This is a genomic window from bacterium, assembly GCA_035945995.1.
Taxonomy (GTDB): domain Bacteria; phylum Sysuimicrobiota; class Sysuimicrobiia; order Sysuimicrobiales; family Segetimicrobiaceae; genus DASSJF01.
The window spans coordinates 37,232-54,479 of sequence record DASYZR010000096.1; the positions used below are offsets into that span (position 1 = coordinate 37,232).

At 70.6% G+C, this 17,248-nt stretch carries 22 protein-coding genes and 1 tRNA gene; 1 reads left to right on the forward strand and 22 read right to left on the reverse strand.

The features are described 5' to 3' along the window. Positions 1-23: 23 nt before the first annotated feature. From VGZ23_10115 to rplU, 7 genes are all read right to left on the reverse strand, one after another. A tRNA-Ala gene (locus VGZ23_10115) sits at positions 24-98 on the reverse strand. 113 nt (positions 99-211) lie between these two features. After that, positions 212-1,123 (reverse strand): GNAT family N-acetyltransferase, encoded by a 912-nt coding sequence (locus VGZ23_10120; GenBank protein ID HEV2357947.1) that lies wholly within the window; start codon positions 1,121-1,123, stop codon positions 212-214. A gap of 15 nt (positions 1,124-1,138) precedes the next feature. Continuing rightward, positions 1,139-1,477 (reverse strand): ribosome silencing factor, encoded by a 339-nt coding sequence (rsfS, locus tag VGZ23_10125; protein ID HEV2357948.1) that lies wholly within the window; start codon positions 1,475-1,477, stop codon positions 1,139-1,141. Next, on the reverse strand, positions 1,478-2,200 hold the full coding sequence (gene nadD / locus VGZ23_10130) for a nicotinate-nucleotide adenylyltransferase (protein ID HEV2357949.1): 723 nt from the start codon (positions 2,198-2,200) through the stop codon (positions 1,478-1,480). Next, positions 2,193-3,251 carry a GTPase ObgE gene (gene obgE, locus VGZ23_10135; protein ID HEV2357950.1) on the reverse strand — a complete coding sequence of 353 codons (1,059 nt, stop codon included), beginning with the start codon at positions 3,249-3,251 and terminating at the stop codon, positions 2,193-2,195. Before obgE ends, nadD begins: the two co-directional genes overlap by 8 nt. 65 nt (positions 3,252-3,316) lie before the next feature. Further along, complete coding sequence (gene rpmA / locus VGZ23_10140) at positions 3,317-3,577, reverse strand: 50S ribosomal protein L27 (protein ID HEV2357951.1); 261 nt, start codon at positions 3,575-3,577, stop codon at positions 3,317-3,319. Further along, positions 3,567-3,902: a 50S ribosomal protein L21 gene (rplU, locus tag VGZ23_10145; GenBank protein HEV2357952.1), complete on the reverse strand. Its 336-nt coding sequence runs from the start codon at positions 3,900-3,902 to the stop codon at positions 3,567-3,569. Before rplU ends, rpmA begins: the two co-directional genes overlap by 11 nt. Positions 3,903-4,140: 238 nt before the next feature. On the opposite strand from rplU, the gene VGZ23_10150 reads away from it, so the two are divergent. Beyond that, the gene (locus VGZ23_10150) at positions 4,141-4,797 is read left to right on the forward strand and encodes an isoprenylcysteine carboxylmethyltransferase family protein (protein ID HEV2357953.1); all 657 of its coding nucleotides are present in this window, start codon (positions 4,141-4,143) and stop codon (positions 4,795-4,797) included. A gap of 46 nt (positions 4,798-4,843) precedes the next feature. Here VGZ23_10150 and VGZ23_10155 read toward each other — a convergent pair whose 3' ends face one another. The 15 genes from VGZ23_10155 to VGZ23_10225 all read right to left on the reverse strand — a co-directional run. After that, positions 4,844-6,643 carry an Rne/Rng family ribonuclease gene (locus tag VGZ23_10155; GenBank protein ID HEV2357954.1) on the reverse strand — a complete coding sequence of 600 codons (1,800 nt, stop codon included), beginning with the start codon at positions 6,641-6,643 and terminating at the stop codon, positions 4,844-4,846. Between the two features lie 16 nt (positions 6,644-6,659). After that, a complete protein-coding gene (gene rodA, locus VGZ23_10160; protein ID HEV2357955.1) occupies positions 6,660-7,769 on the reverse strand; it encodes a rod shape-determining protein RodA in 1,110 nt (369 codons plus the stop codon). Further along, positions 7,766-9,562 carry a penicillin-binding protein 2 gene (mrdA, locus tag VGZ23_10165; protein ID HEV2357956.1) on the reverse strand — a complete coding sequence of 599 codons (1,797 nt, stop codon included), beginning with the start codon at positions 9,560-9,562 and terminating at the stop codon, positions 7,766-7,768. Before mrdA ends, rodA begins: the two co-directional genes overlap by 4 nt. A 2-nt stretch (positions 9,563-9,564) precedes the next feature. Next, positions 9,565-10,077 (reverse strand): rod shape-determining protein MreD, encoded by a 513-nt coding sequence (gene mreD / locus VGZ23_10170; GenBank protein HEV2357957.1) that lies wholly within the window; start codon positions 10,075-10,077, stop codon positions 9,565-9,567. Then, positions 10,074-10,901: a rod shape-determining protein MreC gene (gene mreC, locus VGZ23_10175; protein HEV2357958.1), complete on the reverse strand. Its 828-nt coding sequence runs from the start codon at positions 10,899-10,901 to the stop codon at positions 10,074-10,076. The genes mreD and mreC overlap by 4 nt, the downstream gene beginning before the upstream one ends. A gap of 1 nt (position 10,902) precedes the next feature. Beyond that, the gene (locus VGZ23_10180) at positions 10,903-11,946 is read right to left on the reverse strand and encodes a rod shape-determining protein (GenBank protein ID HEV2357959.1); all 1,044 of its coding nucleotides are present in this window, start codon (positions 11,944-11,946) and stop codon (positions 10,903-10,905) included. A 91-nt stretch (positions 11,947-12,037) separates the two neighbouring features. Then, a complete protein-coding gene (radC, locus tag VGZ23_10185) occupies positions 12,038-12,817 on the reverse strand; it encodes a DNA repair protein RadC (GenBank protein HEV2357960.1) in 780 nt (259 codons plus the stop codon). Between the two features lie 114 nt (positions 12,818-12,931). After that, a complete protein-coding gene (locus VGZ23_10190) occupies positions 12,932-13,204 on the reverse strand; it encodes a DUF4321 domain-containing protein (GenBank protein HEV2357961.1) in 273 nt (90 codons plus the stop codon). A gap of 166 nt (positions 13,205-13,370) precedes the next feature. After that, the gene (locus VGZ23_10195) at positions 13,371-13,559 is read right to left on the reverse strand and encodes a twin-arginine translocase TatA/TatE family subunit (protein ID HEV2357962.1); all 189 of its coding nucleotides are present in this window, start codon (positions 13,557-13,559) and stop codon (positions 13,371-13,373) included. A 137-nt stretch (positions 13,560-13,696) separates the two neighbouring features. Continuing rightward, the gene (locus VGZ23_10200) at positions 13,697-14,740 is read right to left on the reverse strand and encodes a polyprenyl synthetase family protein (protein ID HEV2357963.1); all 1,044 of its coding nucleotides are present in this window, start codon (positions 14,738-14,740) and stop codon (positions 13,697-13,699) included. A 48-nt stretch (positions 14,741-14,788) separates the two neighbouring features. Beyond that, the gene (locus VGZ23_10205) at positions 14,789-14,947 is read right to left on the reverse strand and encodes a hypothetical protein (GenBank protein ID HEV2357964.1); all 159 of its coding nucleotides are present in this window, start codon (positions 14,945-14,947) and stop codon (positions 14,789-14,791) included. Further along, positions 14,948-15,544 (reverse strand): hydrogenase iron-sulfur subunit, encoded by a 597-nt coding sequence (locus VGZ23_10210; GenBank protein HEV2357965.1) that lies wholly within the window; start codon positions 15,542-15,544, stop codon positions 14,948-14,950. Beyond that, positions 15,532-16,689 (reverse strand): cytochrome b N-terminal domain-containing protein, encoded by a 1,158-nt coding sequence (locus VGZ23_10215; protein ID HEV2357966.1) that lies wholly within the window; start codon positions 16,687-16,689, stop codon positions 15,532-15,534. Before VGZ23_10215 ends, VGZ23_10210 begins: the two co-directional genes overlap by 13 nt. Continuing rightward, positions 16,682-16,876, reverse strand: coding sequence for a hypothetical protein (locus VGZ23_10220; protein HEV2357967.1), 195 nt, complete (start codon positions 16,874-16,876; stop codon positions 16,682-16,684). The genes VGZ23_10215 and VGZ23_10220 overlap by 8 nt, the downstream gene beginning before the upstream one ends. After that, a partial coding sequence (locus VGZ23_10225) for a hypothetical protein (GenBank protein HEV2357968.1) occupies positions 16,873-17,248 on the reverse strand: 376 nt, incomplete at its 5' end. The genes VGZ23_10225 and VGZ23_10220, both read right to left, overlap by 4 nt.

Below are 17,248 nucleotides of genomic sequence, written 5' to 3' on the forward strand. Positions count from 1 at the left end.
TTCGGCGCGTCGAGGAAGAGTACTGGTGGAGCTGGAGGGAATTGAACCCTCGACCTCCTCTACGCCAAAGAGGCGCTCTCCCGCTGAGCTACAGCCCCACGCGCATCGTGCGGGAACCGAACGAACCGGACGTATTATACCGGACCATACGGACGAGGTCTACGCGGCCGGGCGGTGATTGCGCCGATACCGCCCGCCGCGCCCGCCCGGGTCACAACGGCCGTTCGGCGTAGAGATAGACGCGCTCCGTCGCGAATCCGAGGGACGATCCGAACGCTTCCGCCGCGCTGTCCCCGGCCCAGTGCGTGGCGACCACCAGGTGCGCGCCCCGGGCACTGAGCGCGGCGAGCGCCGTGTGCGCGAGCACGCCGCCGAGCCCCCGCCGCCGGTGCGGCTGGCGCACGCCGAGCCGCCATTCCCCAACGCCGTCCCGCGCGGCGGCCATGACGAACCCGATCGGATAGCCGTCGCGGGTCGCCAGAAACGTGCGGACGTCGCGACCGGCCAGATGGTGGGCGAGATCGTGGGGCTGCGCGCGCCCGCCGAGGCATTCCTCGTCGAGCCGCGCGACCGCGTCTTCGTCCTGGCCGGCGAACGCCCGGCGCACCACGTAGCCTTCCGGCACGACGCCGACATCCGGCGCGGTGTCCGCCCCCGCGACGGCCGCGGGGAGATCGAGGCTCGAGACGACGAGGGCGTCGGCGACGGTGAACCCGCCGCTCGTCAGCAGCACCATGCCGAGCGGGTTGCGCTCCATCGTGCGGAATCGGAGGCGGTCCTGCCGCGCCTCCTGAAATTTCCTGGTGAGTTCCAGGTGCACGCGCTCCACGACGGTGCGCAGCGCCTGCGGGCCGGGGGCCTGGCGCAGGGCATCGGGCAGCAGCAGCACTTCCTCGGCCAGCAGCCGGTTCTTGTCCCGGCCCAGCACCAGCAGCCCGGCCGGCGCGCGATTCAATTCGAGAATGAGCACCTCTCGTTCCGACTGGATCCACCAGACGTCCTTCGGCCCGATGGCGCCGTACCGGCCGAAGCACGCGGAGTACCCCCCGCGGTAGACGCCCTCATACAGCCGCAACAACGCCTCCGCGTCCCCGCTTTCGGCGGGACGCAGCGTCAGCAGCACGCTATGGCGCGCCCGCTAACGTTCGAGGATCGGCGTGTCGCCCCACAGGCGCTCCAGATTGTAGTATTCGCGCTCGCGCGGGTTCATGATGTGCACGACCACGTCGCCGAAATCGAGCAGCACCCAGCGGCCGTCGTCCCGCCCTTCCGCCCTCGGCCGCGCGGCCCCGGCTTCCTCCAACGCGTGTTCCACCGCCTCCGTGATCGCGCGAATCTGGACGCGCGTGGTGCCGCTCGCGATCACGAAAAAGTCCGTGATGGGCGTCTGCTCCTGAAGGTCCATGACGACGACGTCGGCCGCGAGCTTCGCTTCCGCCACGTCCGCGGCCAGCAACGCCTTCCGCCGGGAGTCCACCTACGTCCCTCCGGCGGAACCGCCGGAGGGCGCCCCGGCCTGCCCTCCTGCCTGCCCCTTGCCAGGGGCCTCGCGAGCGGGGTGAGCGGGGGTCGCCGCGGACGCCGGGGCCGGCGCGTACAGGCGGTGCTTGACGATGTACCCTTCCACGCCCTCGGGCACGAGGTACCGGATCGGCCGTCCGTCACGGACGCGCGACCGGATGTCGGTACTGCTGATCGCCATCGCCGGAATCTCCATCGTGTGCACGTTGTGCAGATGCGCCCGGAACGGCGCCGCGATCGTGGACCACTGCTCGGGGTCGAGCCGGTACCCCGGCCGGTTCGCGGCGATGAACCGGCACAGTCCGAGGAGCGCCGCGGTCTCGTGCCATTCGCCGCGGAGGATCTGCTCGAGGGCGTCCGCCCCGGTGATGTAGTACAGATCGTCTTCCGGGTACTGCCGGCGGAGCTCGTGGATGGTGTCGATCGTATACGACGGTCCCGGCCGGTCGATTTCGATCCGGGACACGGCGAACCGCGGATTCGTGGCGGTCGCGAGGAACGTCATGAGGTACCGGTGCTCGGGCTCGGACACGTCGTGGGGGTCTTTGTGCGGGGGGTGACGGTTCGGCACAAAAATCACGGCGCGGAGACCGAACCGCCAGCAGGCCTCGTCGGCGGTCACCAGGTGGCCGTAGTGCACGGGATCAAACGTGCCGCCCATGATCCCGACTCTACCCACAGCCACCTCCCGCCGCATGCCGGCCCGGGGCGGTGTTCTCGGCCGCCGGGAGCGCCTCCTTCGCCGCCGTGCGCAGCAGCCGCACCAACGCGGCGATGAACTCGGGGATGCCTTCGCCCGTCGCCGCCGAGATCGCCAACGCGGTGCGTCCCTGCGCCGTCTGGGCGGCGAGGAAGGCCCCGACCCGGGCCCGCGCCTCCGGCAGGTCGATCTTGTTGCCGACCAGGAGCGCGGGGCGCGTGACGAGCGCCGGCGCATGCTCCCGCAGTTCGTGGGTGACCGTGGCCACCGCCGCCGCGGGGTCGGGCGCGCTCAGGTCCACGAGATGGACCAGCACGCGGGTGCGTTCGATGTGCCGGAGAAATTCGTGCCCGAGTCCGGCGCCGCTGTGCGCCCCTTCGATCAGGCCGGGGATGTCGGCCACGACGATGCCGTCCCTGTCGGGCAGCGGTACGACGCCGAGCATCGGCTCGGTGGTCGTAAACGGATAGTCGGCGATCTTCGGACGCGCCGCGGAGATCCGGGCCAACAACGACGACTTTCCGGCGTTGGGCAGGCCCACCACCCCGACGTCGGCGATGAGCCGCAGCTCGAGCCGGAGCATGCGCTCCTCCCCGGGCTCCCCGGGCTCCGCCTTCCGCGGCGCGCGCTGCGTCGGCGTCGCGAAATGCGCGTTGCCGCGTCCCCCCCGCCCGCCGCGCGCGACCGTAATTTCATCACCCGGCCGCAGGAGATCGGCGACCACGGTCCCGGTGGCCTCGTCCAGGACCAGGGTACCGGCCGGCACGGCGACCACCACGTCGCGGCCCGCGCGGCCGCTCCGCCGGGAGCCCTCGCCGTGGGCGCCGCGCGAGGCGCGGAAAAGGCGGCGGTACCGAAACGGCAGGAGCGTGTTGAGGCCGGGATCCACGCGCAAAATCACGTTGCCGCCGCGGCCGCCGTCGCCGCCGGAGGGCCCCCCCTTTGGCACGAATTTCTCGCGGCGAAACGCGACCACCCCGTTGCCGCCGGAGCCGGCCGTCACGTGGATTCGGGCGCGATCAATGAACATAGAGCGGGAACATGCGAGGGCTCCGGGCGCGGGTGCGCCCGGAGCCCCAAATTTTGCCCTCGCCGTTAAGCGCCGGCCGGGTAGACCGAGACCTGCCGGCCGTCGCGGCCGCGCCGCTCGAAGCGGACGATCCCGTCGGCGAGCGCAAACAGCGTGTCGTCGCGGCCGCGGCCGACGTTGACCCCGGGACGGTAGCGGGTCCCGCGCTGGCGCACGAGGACGCTGCCGGCCGGTACCGCCTGTCCTGCGAACCGCTTGATCCCGAGCCGCTGCGCGTTGCTGTCACGTCCGTTCCGGGAGCTGCTGCCGCCCTTCTTATGCGCCACGGTCGGCCCCTCCCGCTACGTCGATCCGCTCGATCCGCACCCGGCTCAGCGGTTGCCGGTGCCCGACCCGGCGGCGATAGTGCTTCTTCGGCCGGAACTTGCCGACGATCACCTTCCGCATCCGCCCGTGCGACAGCACCCGGGCCGTGACCCGCGCGCCGTCGACGACCGGCGTCCCGCACCGCACCTGGTCGGCATCGACGACCATCAGTACGCGCCCCAGCACGACCTCGGCCCCCGCATCCTCCGCCAGACGGTCCACTTCGAGGACCTGGCCCTCCTCGACGCGCATCTGCTTGCCGCCCCTGTCAATCACCGCGTACATGCCTGTCCCACCATCCTGTCGTCTTGCCGGCCCAAATGCCCACGAGATCGTAGCACGGACCCTCCGGCAGTGTCAAACGAACGCGGTTCGACCGTACCAGCCCGGGAAAGACGCGGAAGCGCAGATCATCGCGGCGGCCGTCGCAAACGTCTCCGCAGGAAGCGGGGAAATAACTTTGGCGGGAGACGCCGGCCGCGAATGTGGCAACGCGGCATCGTCCTGCATCGGGGAGTTACGTATGAGACCGGCCGCGCGGGTTGCGTTCGTCATTCTTCCCACCATAGCGTATCTTGCCCTGGCCGTGGTCGGCTGGGATGGGATTGCGCCGTTCTTCTCCCACCCGGCGCTGACCGCGCTCGCGATCGCGGTGCTGGTCCTGGCGTGTGTAGCGTTTTTTGCCGACGGGAATTTGAGCCCGGGCCAGCACGAGGATCGCTCCAACCGCTGGGTTATCGCGGCCCTGGGAGTGATTGGGCTGCTGGACGCCTACCTCCCGGCGTGGACGGACCACACCGGGTTCCGGACAGTAGACGGCGATTCCATCCGGTGGCTCGGAGTCGTTTTATTCGCCGCGGGCGGCGCGCTACGGCTCTGGCCGGTCTTCGTGCTCGGCCGCCGGTTCAGCGGGTTAGTCGCCATCCAGCCCGAGCATGCCCTGGTCACGACCGGGATCTACCGTGTGGTCCGCCACCCCAGTTATCTGGGCCTGCTGGTCACGACGCTGGGATGGGCCTTGGCTTTTCGCTCGGGCGTCGGTCTGATTCTGACCGTACTTACGCTGGTGCCGGTCGTCGCGCGGATTCGCTCAGAGGAAAAGCTGCTGGGCACGCAGTTTGGCGACGAGTACCGTGCCTACCGTTCACGGACGTCACGGCTGATTCCGGGCCTGTATTGAATCTGCCGTCGGAGATTCGCCCTGGATCCGCCCAGGGTGGTTTGATTCAGCGGCGCCCGCGAGGCACGCCCTGCCGGGCCCGCCGCCCGCGCCCCCGGCGTCGCGGCCGCACCCGGTCCTCGTGCGGCGCCAACGACAGCGGCACCGGTTCCGCGCGCGCCGGCTGGGGGGCGGGCGTGGCGCGGCGGCCCCGGAGCCAATCCCACAGCCGTCCGAGGATCCCGGGACGCCGCGGCTCGGTCGAACGCAGCATCCGCGCATCGACCCGCTCGTCGTCCGGCACGTCCAGGACTTCGCCGCGCACGGGATCCAGCCACACGGCGGCGCCGGCCCCGTCCGCCTGCGCGGCCTGCCGGGCCGCGCCCTCCGGCGTGTCGGCCTGCCGGATGTTGGCGCGGTCGATGTGGATGCCGGGCCGCGGGAGCACGAGCAGGCGCTTGCCGGTCCCCTGCTCCACCGCCTGACGCCACGCCGCGTCCTGCTCGAGCAACGCCGCCACCTCGGGATGCACCTCGGCGACCACGAACGCGGCGCGCGCCGTCTGCGCGAGCCGGCGCAGTTCTCGCCGCACCCGCACGGCGACGCTGCGCGGCGACAGCACCCGGCCGCGGCCCTCGCAGTACGGACACGGAATCCGCATCAGCTCTTCCAGATCCTGGTAGACGCGCTTGCGCGTCATCTCGACGAGCCCGAGCCCGGTGAGATCGATGATGTGGATCTTCGTGCGGTCCGCGCGCACGGCGTCCGCGAGCGCGTCGAGGACCGCGCGGCGGTGCTGGACGGACTCCATGTCGATGAAGTCGATGAGGATCATGCCGCCGATGTCCCGCAGGCGGATCTGGCGGGCGATCTCACGCGCGGCCTCGACGTTCGTCTTCACGATCGTGGTCGCGAGGTCGGTCTTGCCGACGTATTTGCCGGTGTTCACGTCGATGACGGTCGCCGCCTCGGTGCGGTCGAAGACCACGTACCCGCCGCTGCGGAGCCACACTTTCCGGTGGAGCGCCCGCTCGATCTCGCGTTCGACCTGGTGCGCCTCGAAGATCGGGACCGGCTCCTCGTGGAGCTCCACCCGGTCCGCGAGCTCGGGGGCGAACGCCCCGACGAGATCGCGCACGCGCTGCCACTCGTCGCGTGAATCCACCAGAAACCGCTCCACCTCGCCGGTGAACAGGTCGCGCACGACGCGCCGGATCAGCCCGAGGTCCTGATAGAGCAGCGCCGGGGCGCGGGCGTCGCGCGCCCGCTCGGCCACGCTTCCCCACAGCTGCAGCAGGAAGCGGACGTCGTCGGCGAGCTCGGACTCCGCCATCCCTTCGGCGGCGGTGCGCACGATCAGCCCCATCGCTTCGGGCCGCAGCCGTTCGGCAATCGCGCGCAGCCGGCGGCGTTCCTGCTCGTCGTCGATTTTGCGGCTGACGCCGATGCCGGGCACCGTCGGGGTGAGCACAAGATAGTGGCCCGGCAGCGCCACGTAGGTCGTCGCCCGCGCCCCCTTGCTGCCGCGCGGCTCCTTGGTCACCTGCACCAGGATCTCCTGACCCACGCGCAACCGCTCGGCGATCACCGATCCGCGGCCGATCTGGTCCTCGACCTCCTCGGCGTCGCCGAACGGGGCGATCCGGCGGCTCCGAATGTCGGACAGGTGCAGGAACGCGTTGCGATCGAGCCCCACGTCGACGAACGCGGCCTCCATGCCCGGCAGCACGCTGGCCACGCGGCCCTTGTACACGTTGCCGGCGAGGGGCTCCTCCCGCTCGATGAGCACGCCGACGACGGCGCCGTCCTCGAGGACGGCCACCCGCACCTCGAACGGCTCGACGTTGGCGATGATGACCCTGGCCATGCCCACCCCCGACCGCTTAGAAGAGGATCTTCTGCCGCCGCATCGCGATGTTGAGCAGTAGAGCCGCCGCCCAAATCATCGTCATGAGCGCGCTGCCCCCGTAACTGATGAACGGCAGTGGAATGCCGGTGATGGGCATGATCCCGACCGTCATCCCGATGTTGACGAAGACGTGGAATGCGACCATGGACACGATCCCGACGGCCATGAGCGCGCCGAACCGATCCCGCGCCACCGCGGCGGCGCGGAGCCCGCGCGCCAGCCAGACGTAGAACAACACGAGCAGTAGCAGGGCGCCGATGAACCCGAGCTCCTCGCCGACGACTGAGAAGATGAAGTCGGTGTGGTGCTCCGGCACGAACTGCAGCACGTTTTGGGTCCCGGCGAAGAGCCCCTTGCCCCACAGCATCCCGCTGCCGACCGCGATCTTGGACTGGATGATACCGTAGCCGGAGCCGCGCGGGTCGAGCGCCGGATCGAGGAACGCGAGCAACCGCCGCCGCTGATATTCCTTGAACACGTGCCAGAGCAGCGGCGTCACCCCGGCGCCGGCGACGCCGAGGAGCGCCAAATCCCGCCGCCGCGCGCCCCCGGCATAGAGCATCCCGGCGAAGATCGCCGCGTACACAAGGGCGGTCCCGAGGTCCGGCTGCCGGAAGATCAGCAACATGGGCGGCGCGATATGCGCCAGGAACGGCACGAGGTCGCGGACCGAGGTGTACGGACCCGGACGTTCGGACAGATGCCGGGCGAGCGTGATCACGATGGCCAGTTTGGCGAACTCCGACGGCTGGAACTGCCCGAGCGGCCCGAGCCCGATCCAGCGTTGGGCGCCGAGACTGGATCGGCCGGCCACCAGCACCGCCGCCAGCAGCGCGAGGTTTACCACGTACAACAGGCGGGCGCCGGAGCCGAACGAGCGGTAATCGACGAGGAGGATCGCCGCGGCCAGCACCACGCCGACGACCAGGTGGAGCATCTGGCTCCGGACGAAGACGAGCGGATGCGGTCCGTAGCGCGTCGTGCTGTAGACCATGACGAGGCCGAACACGCAGAGCGCCAGGGTCGAACCGAGCAGGATCGGATCCAGGTTCCGGACGACCCGGCGATCGAGACCCACGCTCACGGGTGGGGGCTCCCCTGGGCGGCGGCCCCGCGCGGGGCGCGGGGCGCCTCCCCCTGCGCGGGCGGGAACGCCGCCTGCAGCACCCGCTTCACGATCGGCGCGGCGAACTCGTCACCGAACCCCGCGTTCTCGACCATCGCGACCACCACGAGCCGGGGCGCGTCGACCGGCGCGTAGGCGGCGAACCACGCGACCGGCTTGCCGTGAGCCGCCTCCGCGGTGCCCGTCTTGCCAGCGATGGTGAGCCCGGGGATCTGGACGTTCGTGGCGGTCCCGCGCGTGACGACGGCGGCGAGCCCGGTCCGCAGCACCGCCATCGTCTCCGGGCTGAGCCGCAGGTGACCGGCCGGCGGCGGGGTGATCCGCGCGATCACCCGGCCGTCCGGGCCGCGGATCTCCGTCACGAGATGCGGCGTGACCAACGTCCCGCCGTTTGCGACGGCGGCGAGCATCCGCGCCACCTGCAGCGGCGTCGTGAGGACGTATCCCTGGCCGATTCCCATGTTGAGCGTGTCGCCGCCGAACCACGGCTGCTTCCACACGCGCTGCTTCCACGCGGGATCGGGCACGACGCCCCGGCTATCGTCCGGAAGATCGACGTCCGTCAACTGCCCCAGACCGTACATGTGGGCGAACGCGGCCATCTGGGTCGGCCCGGCGCGCCGGGCAAGCTCATAGAAGCACGCGTCGCACGACAGCGCGATCGCGTCGATGAAGTTGACGTTGCCGAGGGCCTTCCATTCATGGAACGTCCAGCCGCCGAGGTTGTAGTAACCGGGCGAGAAAAAACGGCTGTCGGGCTGGACCAGGCCGAGCTGGAGCGCGGTCGACGCGGTGACGATCTTGAAGACCGAGCCGGGCGGATACGTGCCCTGGGCGGCCCGGTCCAGCAGGGGCTGCCGCGGATCCTTCATCAACCCGTTCCACGCCGCCGCCGTGATCCCGGCCGAGAACACGTTGGGGTCGAACGCCGGATGGCTGACGAAGGTCACGACCGCCCCGTCGCGCGGATCCATCGCCACGACGGCGCCGGGTCGATCGCCGAGCGCAGCCTCGGCGGCCTGCTGCAGCGCGAGGTCGAGGCCGAGCGCGACCGTATCGCCGGGCACCGCGGGGACCGTCCCGAGCGTCCTGACCACGTGCCCCTGCGCGTCGACCTCGGCCTGAAACTCTCCGCTGCGGCCCCGAAGGTACGCGTCGTACGTCCGCTCGACGCCGTCCTTACCGATCAGGTCGCCGGACTCATACCCCGCGGCGCGCAGGCGCCGCAGTTCCTGCTCGTTGATTTCACCGACATACCCGAACGCGTGCGCGCCGAGCGTCTTGTAAAGGTACTGTCGCACCGGCTCGACCTCGACCAGCACCCCGGGCAGATCGAGCTGGCTCTCTTCGATCCCGGCGACGATCTCTTTCGGCACGTCGCGCCGAAGCCGCACGGGGTCAAACGGACGGTCGCGGCCCGCCGCCAGGCGCGACAGGATCTCGGCGGGGTCCATCCCGAGCACCTTGCCGAGGGCGGCCGCTTCGGGCCCCGGGTGGCGGAGCTCGAGCGGCAGCAGCGCCACGGTAAAGGCGGGGCGGTTCGCGACGAGCGTGCGGCCGTGCCGGTCGACGAGCGACCCGCGGGGGGCCGCAAGCGGCGTCACCCGCAGGCGGTTCTCCTCCGACAGCCTGAGGAAATAATCGCCTTGGACGATCTGCACCTGCCACAGGCGGATGACCAGGATCCCGAGCAGCAGGCCGACGACGGCGAGCAGCGTGAGCAGGCGGCGTTCGAAGACGTCCCGTTCCATGGTCAGACCGGGTGAGACCGCTCGTACAGACGGACCAACGCCGCATCGAGCCGGCGGAGTCCGCGGAAGATGGGCACGGCGATGACGCCATTATAGCATGCGCTCCCGAGGACGGCCCGGGCGACGTCGGGAAGCGGCGCCTGCAGCAGCCCGACGAGGTGCGCGGCCCCGGCCGAGAGCGCCCCGCTTATCACCGTGAGCACCACACCGCCGACGGCCGGAAGCCACAGGCTCTCCGCGGAAAGACTTCGCTCGCCCAGTCCCGCGACAAACCCGACGGAGACGGCGGCCAGCATGCCGAGCCCAAGGGGCGATCCCGACATCACGTCGTGCAGCAGGCCGATGCCCGCCCCGACGAGGGCCCCTTCCTCGGATCCGTGGAGCAGCCCCACGGTCATGACGATGGGCAGCAGCGGATCGGCGATGCCGCCGCCGAGCGGCAGATAGCCGAGCCACGCCGTCTGCAGCACGGTCCCGGCCGCCGCCGCCACCCCGTAGACCACAAAGCGCGTCACCGGGCGGGGCCGTGCAGAACGATCAAGACGTCCTCCAGGTGGCCGAGGTCCGTCGCCGGCCGGGCGACCGCATCCTGAAACATCGGCCCGCGGGTCACGCCGGTGACGGTCGCGAGCGGCAGCCCGCGGGGATAGATCGGACCGAGTCCCGAGGTGAGGATGACGTCCCCGGGCCGGACGTCGGCGTCCCGCGACAGGTACGTCACTTTGAGCGGCGTCTGGCCCTGGCCGAGCGCGACGCCCACTTCGCGCGACCGCTCGAGCACGACGCTCACCGCGCTGCGCGGATCGGAGACGAGCAGCACGCGCGCCCATCCCCCCGCCGTCTCGACCACGTGGCCCACGACGCCGTCGCTCGTGATCACGGGATCGTCCCGCTGCACGCCGTCGGCCGCGCCGCGGTCGACGAGCACCGTACTGAACCACCGGCTGGGATCGCGGCCGACGACCCGCGCGGCGACCGCGCGGTACGGCAGCTGCTGTTTGAATGCGAGGAGCGCCCGGAGGTGCGCGTTCTCCTGGGCGTCCGGGCGCAGCCGTGCGTTTTCCTCACGGAGGCGAGCCACCTCGGTCCGCAGGCGCTGATTTTCCGTCCGCAGCGTGCCGATTTCGGTGATGAACGACCACGCATCCACGAACGTGCCGCTCATGCGCGCCAGCGCCACGGCCGGCGGCGCCAGCACCGCCTCGACGGCGGTGCCGATCCATCCGATGCGCCGGCCGTCCGGGGCGCGCAGTTGCGTGGTAAGGATCACCAGCGCGAGCACGCAGAGCGTGGCCGCCACGAGGAGCCGGCGGCGGACCAGGGTGGGCGACTGCAACACGTCACATCTTCTTGCTCGTGATCAAGACCTTCTTCAGCGTCTCGATCTCCTCGAGGGCGCGGCCGGTGCCGAGCACGACGGCGCTCAGCGGATCCTCGGCCAGCATCACCGGCATCCCGGTCTCCTCGCTGAGCAGCCGGTCCAGTCCGCGCAACAGCGACCCGCCGCCGGCCATGATGATCCCGCGGTCGACGATGTCGGCGGCGAGTTCCGGCGGCGTCCGTTCCAGCGTCATCTTTAGCGCCTCCACGATCGCCGCGATCGGCTCCGCCATCGCCTCGCGGATCTCGTTGCTGGTCATGCGTACCGTCCGCGGCAGCCCGGACACGAGGTCGCGGCCGCGCACCTCGATCGACTGCTCGTCCTTTTGCGGGTACGCGGAGCCGATCTTGATCTTGATGTCTTCCGAGGTGCGCTCGCCGATCAGCAGATTGTACGCCTTGCGGGCGTATTGGATGATCGCCTCGTCCATCTCGTCGCCGGCGATGCGGATGCTTCGGGCGGTCACGATGCCGCCGAGCGCGATCACGGCGACCTCCGTGGTGCCGCCGCCGACGTCCACGACCATGCTCCCCACGGGCTCCGACACCGGCAGGCCCGCGCCGATGGCCGCGGCCATCGGCTCCTCGATCAGGTAGGCTTCGCGCGCGCCCGCCTGCAGCGTCGCGTCGATCACGGCGCGCTTCTCCACCTCGGTGACGCCGCTCGGGATGCCGACGATCACCCGGGGCCGCATCAGGCTGCGGCCCCGCAACCCGCGGCGGATGAAGTAGGCCAGCATGGACGCCGTCGTGTCGAAGTCGGCGATCACGCCGTCGCGCAGCGGGCGCGTCGCGATGATGTCGCCGGGCGTGCGGCCGATCATCCGCTTGGCCTCCTCACCGACGGCCAGCACCTCGCCGCCGTCGACGCGCCGGGCCACCACCGACGGCTCCCGCAGCACGACCCCCTCGCGCCGCACGTAGACCAGCGTGTTGGCCGTGCCGAGGTCCACTCCCATGTCGCGGGTGAATCGGGCCAGCAATCCGTTCAGCACTCCCCTCACACTCCTCCCCCGTCTGGACACGGGGCCCCCGGTCGCCTCCCGGCGGCCTCCTGTCGGACCGCGAGGCCCGTCTATCCTGCCTGTGCCCCAGTTAGGCGTCGGCGAACGGCGACCCTTCGACGGCCTCCCGTTCGCGTCGAGGCCCGCCGCGGCCTCGCTCATGAGCGTCCGCGCCGCCGCATTCCCAGCCTCGGGGCATCCGTTCCCGCAGGCTGACCCACCGGCCGTCTCCGACGATCAGGTGGTCCAATACCGGAATGCCCAATACCGCCGCCGCCCGGCACAAGCGCGCCGTGACCGCAAGATCGGCCCGGCTCGGCGTCGGGTCTCCCGACGGGTGATTATGCACCAAAATGACCGCCGCGGCGCCCTCGCGGACGGCGATCTTGAAGACCTCACGCGGGTGGACCGGTGAGCTCGCCAGCCCTCCCCGCGTGACTTCGACCGCGTCGAGGACTTCGTGCCGGGTGTTGAGCAGCAGGACGAGGAAACGCTCCACCTCCGCGAAGCGCAGCCGGTCCATCACCACCGAGGCGGCGTCGGCCGGCCCGGACACGCGCGGACGCCGCCGGGCGGGCAGCGTGCCGAGCCGGCGGCCCAACTCGAACGCGGCGAGGAGATGCAGGGCCTTCACCGGCCCGACCCCGTCGGTCCCGCACAACTCGCGCACGCCGGCCGCCGCCAGCCGAGCGAGGCCTCCGTACCGACCGATCAGATCGGCCGCCACGTCGAGCGCGCTGCGGGCCGGTGATCCGGTCCGGAGCAGCACCGCAACGAGTTCCGCCGTGCTGAGGGCGTCGGGGCCGTGGCGGAGCAGCCGTTCCCGCGGGCGCAGCTCGGCCGGCAGGTCCTTGATTCGCGGCGCCCTCACGGATGCCGACGTCACAGCACCCCCGTCTTCGAAGGCCGGATAGACAAAGAACGGGGCGGAGCCGGCGCCCCTTGGGACGCGCCCCACCCCTCGGTGTATCGGACGACGAGCCGACTACAGCGCGCGAAACACGAATATCGCTGCGATTATACCAAGCACGATGCCGAGGTTCAATCGGACGACGAAGCCGAGCGTCAGTGTCACGACCCGGAGGTCGAGCGTGACCGGCGGATCCATGCCGAAGGCGACGGAGTGCCCGAGCGGTGCAAGATACGTGAACTGCCCCAGCGCATCGGCCACCACGCTTCCCAGCATCGCCCCGGCGACGACGACGATGATGAAGATCCACCACGGGTCGCGCGCGGTCCGCTTGGCGGTCCTCGCCACCCTCATCTCCGGCGGCGGGCGCATAACGGAGTTTCGCCGCGCACCCCCGCCGTGCGGCGCGCATACAAAACGGGAGCGGCGGGCTGCCGCTCCCATCCCATATCCACTCGGCGGCGCCCGGCGGGCGTCCCCCGGCGGGGACCGGCCGGACGCGGTTCGATGCCGATCAGGCCTTCGTGCCGGTTTCGCCGCTTCGGTCGGCCGACGGGCCTTTGGGCTCCTCCGGCTTCGTCGCTTCCTTGAACTCTCGCATCGCCTTGCCGACCGCCCCGCCCAACCCCGCGAGCCGGCTCGGGCCAAACAACAGAATAACGATCGCCAGCACGATGATCAGTTCCCAAAACTTGGGCCCCATGACGCACCTCCGGCTCGATTATACACCACAAACCGAAGCGCCGCCGGATGGGCGACCGTTCCCGCGACCGCAAGTCACGACTCGGGTCCACCCCCGGGCGGACGCGCCTGAGCGAGCGCGCCCGGCGCAGCGACGCGTCATCGGGTGCGGACCGTGACGAACTCCACGAGGGCGGCGAGACTGTCCCGCGCCGCGGACGGCGGCAGGCCGGCGAGCGCCTGGGCGGCCCGCGTCGCGCGGTCGCGCGCGACGGCGAGTGCGCGGTCGATCGCGCCGCTCCGCGTGAGAATGCCCTGCACCTCATCGGGAGCAGCGCCGCAGGCGGCCGCCCGGGCCGCGGTGCCGCCCACGTCGCCGTTGATGGCCCCGAGGCCCGCCGCCCCGTCGGCGTCGAGAATTTCCCGCAACCGCCGGCCATCCGGCTCCGGCGCGTCGCGCAGCGCGTAGATGACCGGCAGCGTCACTTTGCCGGTTTGGATATCACTGCCGATCGGCTTGCCGAGGTGGTCGGCGCTCGCGGTGACGTCGAGCGTATCGTCGGTAATCTGGAACGCCATGCCCCACTCGAGGCCAAACGCGCCCAGGGCCTCGGCCGACTCGGCCCGGGCGCCGGCCGTCAGCGCCCCGCACCGGCACGCGGCGCTCGTCAGCGCCGCCGTCTTGCCGTCGATGATGTCGAAGTAAACGGCCTCGTCGGTGTGGGCGGTGTTGCCGTACTTGATCTGCTTGATTTCGGCCTGGGCCATGCGCACGGTCGCGGCCGCCATCGCGGCGGCCACGTCGTCCGCGCGCAGCCGCGCCAATATATGGAAGGCTTTGCTGAAGAGATAGTCGCCGAGCAGGACCGCGACCTGATTGCCCCACACCGCGTTCACGGAAGCCAGCCCGCGGCGGCGATCGGCCGCGTCGATCACGTCGTCATGGATAAGCGACGCCACGTGGATCAGTTCGACGGCGGCGGCGACGCCGAGCCGCGCCGCGCTCCCGCCGCCCGTGGCCTTGGCGGAGAGACAGACGAGCGCCGGCCGGAGCATCTTCCCCCGCGTGGTGAGGACGTGCGTCACAAGCTCGCCGATAAACGCATCCTCCGAGGACAGTTCCGCGCGGAACAGCCGCTCGAGGGCCTCAAGATCCTCGCGCACCGGGGCGTAGATGCGGTCCAGCGCTGCGGCCTGCGTCACGGTCGCGCCTCCAGAACGTCCCTCACGAACGGCTCCCGACGCGGGCCGTTAGGCTTCGGCGACAATTCCGTAGAGCGAGACGAAGTAGATCAGGCCGAAGAGAAGCAGCCAGAAGATCAGATAGCGCCAGTAGATAACGCTCTGCGATGGGGATTGCGAGGCGCGCGCGGCGCCGGCGGCGTCCGCGGCCGGCCGATGCTCTGCCATTCAGGATTCCTCCTGCGCCTGGTCCGCCTGCCCCGCCTGCCCCGCGCTAGACGGGGCGCTAGACGGGGCGCCAGACGGGGCCTGCCCCGCGCCAGACGGGGTGCCGGGCGGCTCCGGGGCGCCCTGCCGGGCCGCGGGCCGCGGGGCCGCCGCCCGGGGTGCCGGCACGACCGGACCGGGCAGTTGCGCGACCTGGTTGCTGAACGCCCGAACGGCCGCGAGGAAGCCCGCCTGATCGTGCAGGCCGAAATAGATCGCCGCGATCCGATCGGGATGGATTTTCTGCCGCTCGAACCGGCGCCGCAACTGTGCCACGCGGTCGCCGATCAGGTTGTTGCCGAAACGGTTGAAGCAGTCGCCGAGCGGGCAGCCGCAGACGAACGTGCCCTCGGCGCCGTTGCGGAGGGCGAACTCCAGCCACGATGGCCGGATGAACCCCGAGCACGGGATGTTGATCAGCGTGACGTTGGGGAGGTCCCGCATCGTGCCGTCCGGGGCCACGAGGGCCGAGGCGTCGACCGCGAAATCGCACAGAAAGCCGACGATGCGCGGACGGCCCGTTCCGGCGGCGGGTTCCCGCCGGGCTAGCTCCGGCATGCCTGCACCACCTTCTCCTGGATGTCGCGTTCCAAGAATCGCGGCAACTCGAGCGCCTCGAACGGGCACGCACCGATGCAGATGCCGCACTCGACGCACCGCGATTCGAGCACGATCGCGAAGAGCTTCCGGGCCTGGGCCGCCTTGGTCACCCCCGGATGCGGACTCGGCACCATGACGATCGCGCTGTACGGACAGTCATAGTAGCACAGTTCGCAGCCGGTGCAGTTGGCGTCGATGACCTGCGCGATGCCGGAATCGCGGATGCCGAGCGCCTGGGGCGTTTCGGGCAGTTGATACGGGATGTAGAGGCCGTAGACCGTAATCACGACGGCCAGGGCGACGAGCACGAGCGGCGGCAGCACCTTGAGACCGACGTACGGCAGCAGGAACAACCAGTCGACGGCGAGCGTCGTCGGCGTAACGGTGGCGCGGGCCGGCGCCTGGCTGGTCGCCGGCACGAGCGCGGTCAGCAGCACGATGAGGCCCAGGGAGAACAGCGTCCAGACGGCCGGCGGCCACACCTTCGGGTGCCGGATCCGCACGTAGTGCCACCACAGCAGCACGTAGAGCACGACCGCGGCGCCCACGTGCAGGTAGAGCATCCGCGGCAGCAGCAGGTTCGAGATCCCGGCGCTGCCCTGGAAGATGGACTGCAGCCAGCCGCCGGCAACCGGGACCGCCCCGAGCATCCGCGCGGTCATGGCGACGAGCAGCTCGGCGCGCTGGTCCCACACGAGCACGTATCCGGTCACCCCAAGAAAGCCCGAGAACAGAATCAGCATCATGCCGCTCAGCCACGGCTCGTCCCGTGAGAACCGGAACCGGTCGGTGAACCAATTCCGGAAGAAATGCAGCAGGATCGCGATCATGAACGCGTCCGCGGCGTACCGGTGGATGCCCCGGATGACCTGCCCGTACGGGACCTGCGCGGTGATGAACTGCACCGACGTGTAGGCGTCGTTGAACGACGGGATGTAGTACAGGAACAGAAAGATCCCCGACAGCACGAGCACGGTCAGGAACAGGTTGGCCAGCCCGCCGGTGTAGTACAGCGGATTGAAGTCTTCCGGGTAGACGCGGTTGATCGCGACGTCGAGCCGCAGCGTCCACTGGAGCAGGCGCGCGAGCAACCGGCTATACACCTGTGAACCCTCCCTTCCTCAAGAACAAAAGGATGAAGGAATACGCCAGCAGCACGACGCCGATCGCGCCGCCGGCCAGCAGCCGGCGTCCCACGAGCTCGCCCCAGGCGATCGTCACGACGGCAACGAGACTCACCAGCGCGAGCGCGATGATCCAGGACCCGTATCTCGCTTCCCGGTCGGTCATCGGCCCGCTCCTCCCGTCGGGCGCGGGACCCCCGGCCGCCTGCAGGCGGCCTCCTGTCCCGTCCGGCGCATCGCGATCACCCACTCGTAGACGCCGACTTGATGACGAACCCGGCCGGCCGCACGGTCCACTTCGTAGAGCAGGAATCCGAGCCAGCCCATGACCAGCACCAGCGCCAGGCCGAGGACCGCGGCCGCCGCCGCGTGATCGAACGTCGGGACGGTCCGCCAGCTCCGCCAGGCCGCGAGGAACTGGCTCAGCGTCAGCACCGCGGCGATCAAGAGGCCCCAGAACATGAGCTTGCGGCTCGACATCCTACGACACCGCCACCGGCCGGTCGCCCGCCGGGGACGGAGCGGCCGCGGCGCCCCG

Bases quoted from the DNA above. Each gene is read 5' to 3' on its own strand.
- obgE (HEV2357950.1), bottom strand. From the start codon at position 3,251: ATGTTCATTGATCGCGCCCGAATCCACGTGACGGCCGGCTCCGGCGGC.
- rplU (HEV2357952.1), bottom strand. From the start codon at position 3,902: ATGTACGCGGTGATTGACAGGGGCGGCAAGCAGATGCGCGTCGAGGAG.
- VGZ23_10150 (HEV2357953.1), top strand. From the start codon at position 4,141: ATGAGACCGGCCGCGCGGGTTGCGTTCGTCATTCTTCCCACCATAGCG.
- VGZ23_10155 (HEV2357954.1), bottom strand. From the start codon at position 6,643: ATGGCCAGGGTCATCATCGCCAACGTCGAGCCGTTCGAGGTGCGGGTG.
- mrdA (HEV2357956.1), bottom strand. From the start codon at position 9,562: ATGGAACGGGACGTCTTCGAACGCCGCCTGCTCACGCTGCTCGCCGTC.
- VGZ23_10195 (HEV2357962.1), bottom strand. From the start codon at position 13,559: ATGGGGCCCAAGTTTTGGGAACTGATCATCGTGCTGGCGATCGTTATT.
- VGZ23_10205 (HEV2357964.1), bottom strand. From the start codon at position 14,947: ATGGCAGAGCATCGGCCGGCCGCGGACGCCGCCGGCGCCGCGCGCGCC.
- VGZ23_10210 (HEV2357965.1), bottom strand. From the start codon at position 15,544: ATGCCGGAGCTAGCCCGGCGGGAACCCGCCGCCGGAACGGGCCGTCCG.
- VGZ23_10220 (HEV2357967.1), bottom strand. From the start codon at position 16,876: ATGACCGACCGGGAAGCGAGATACGGGTCCTGGATCATCGCGCTCGCG.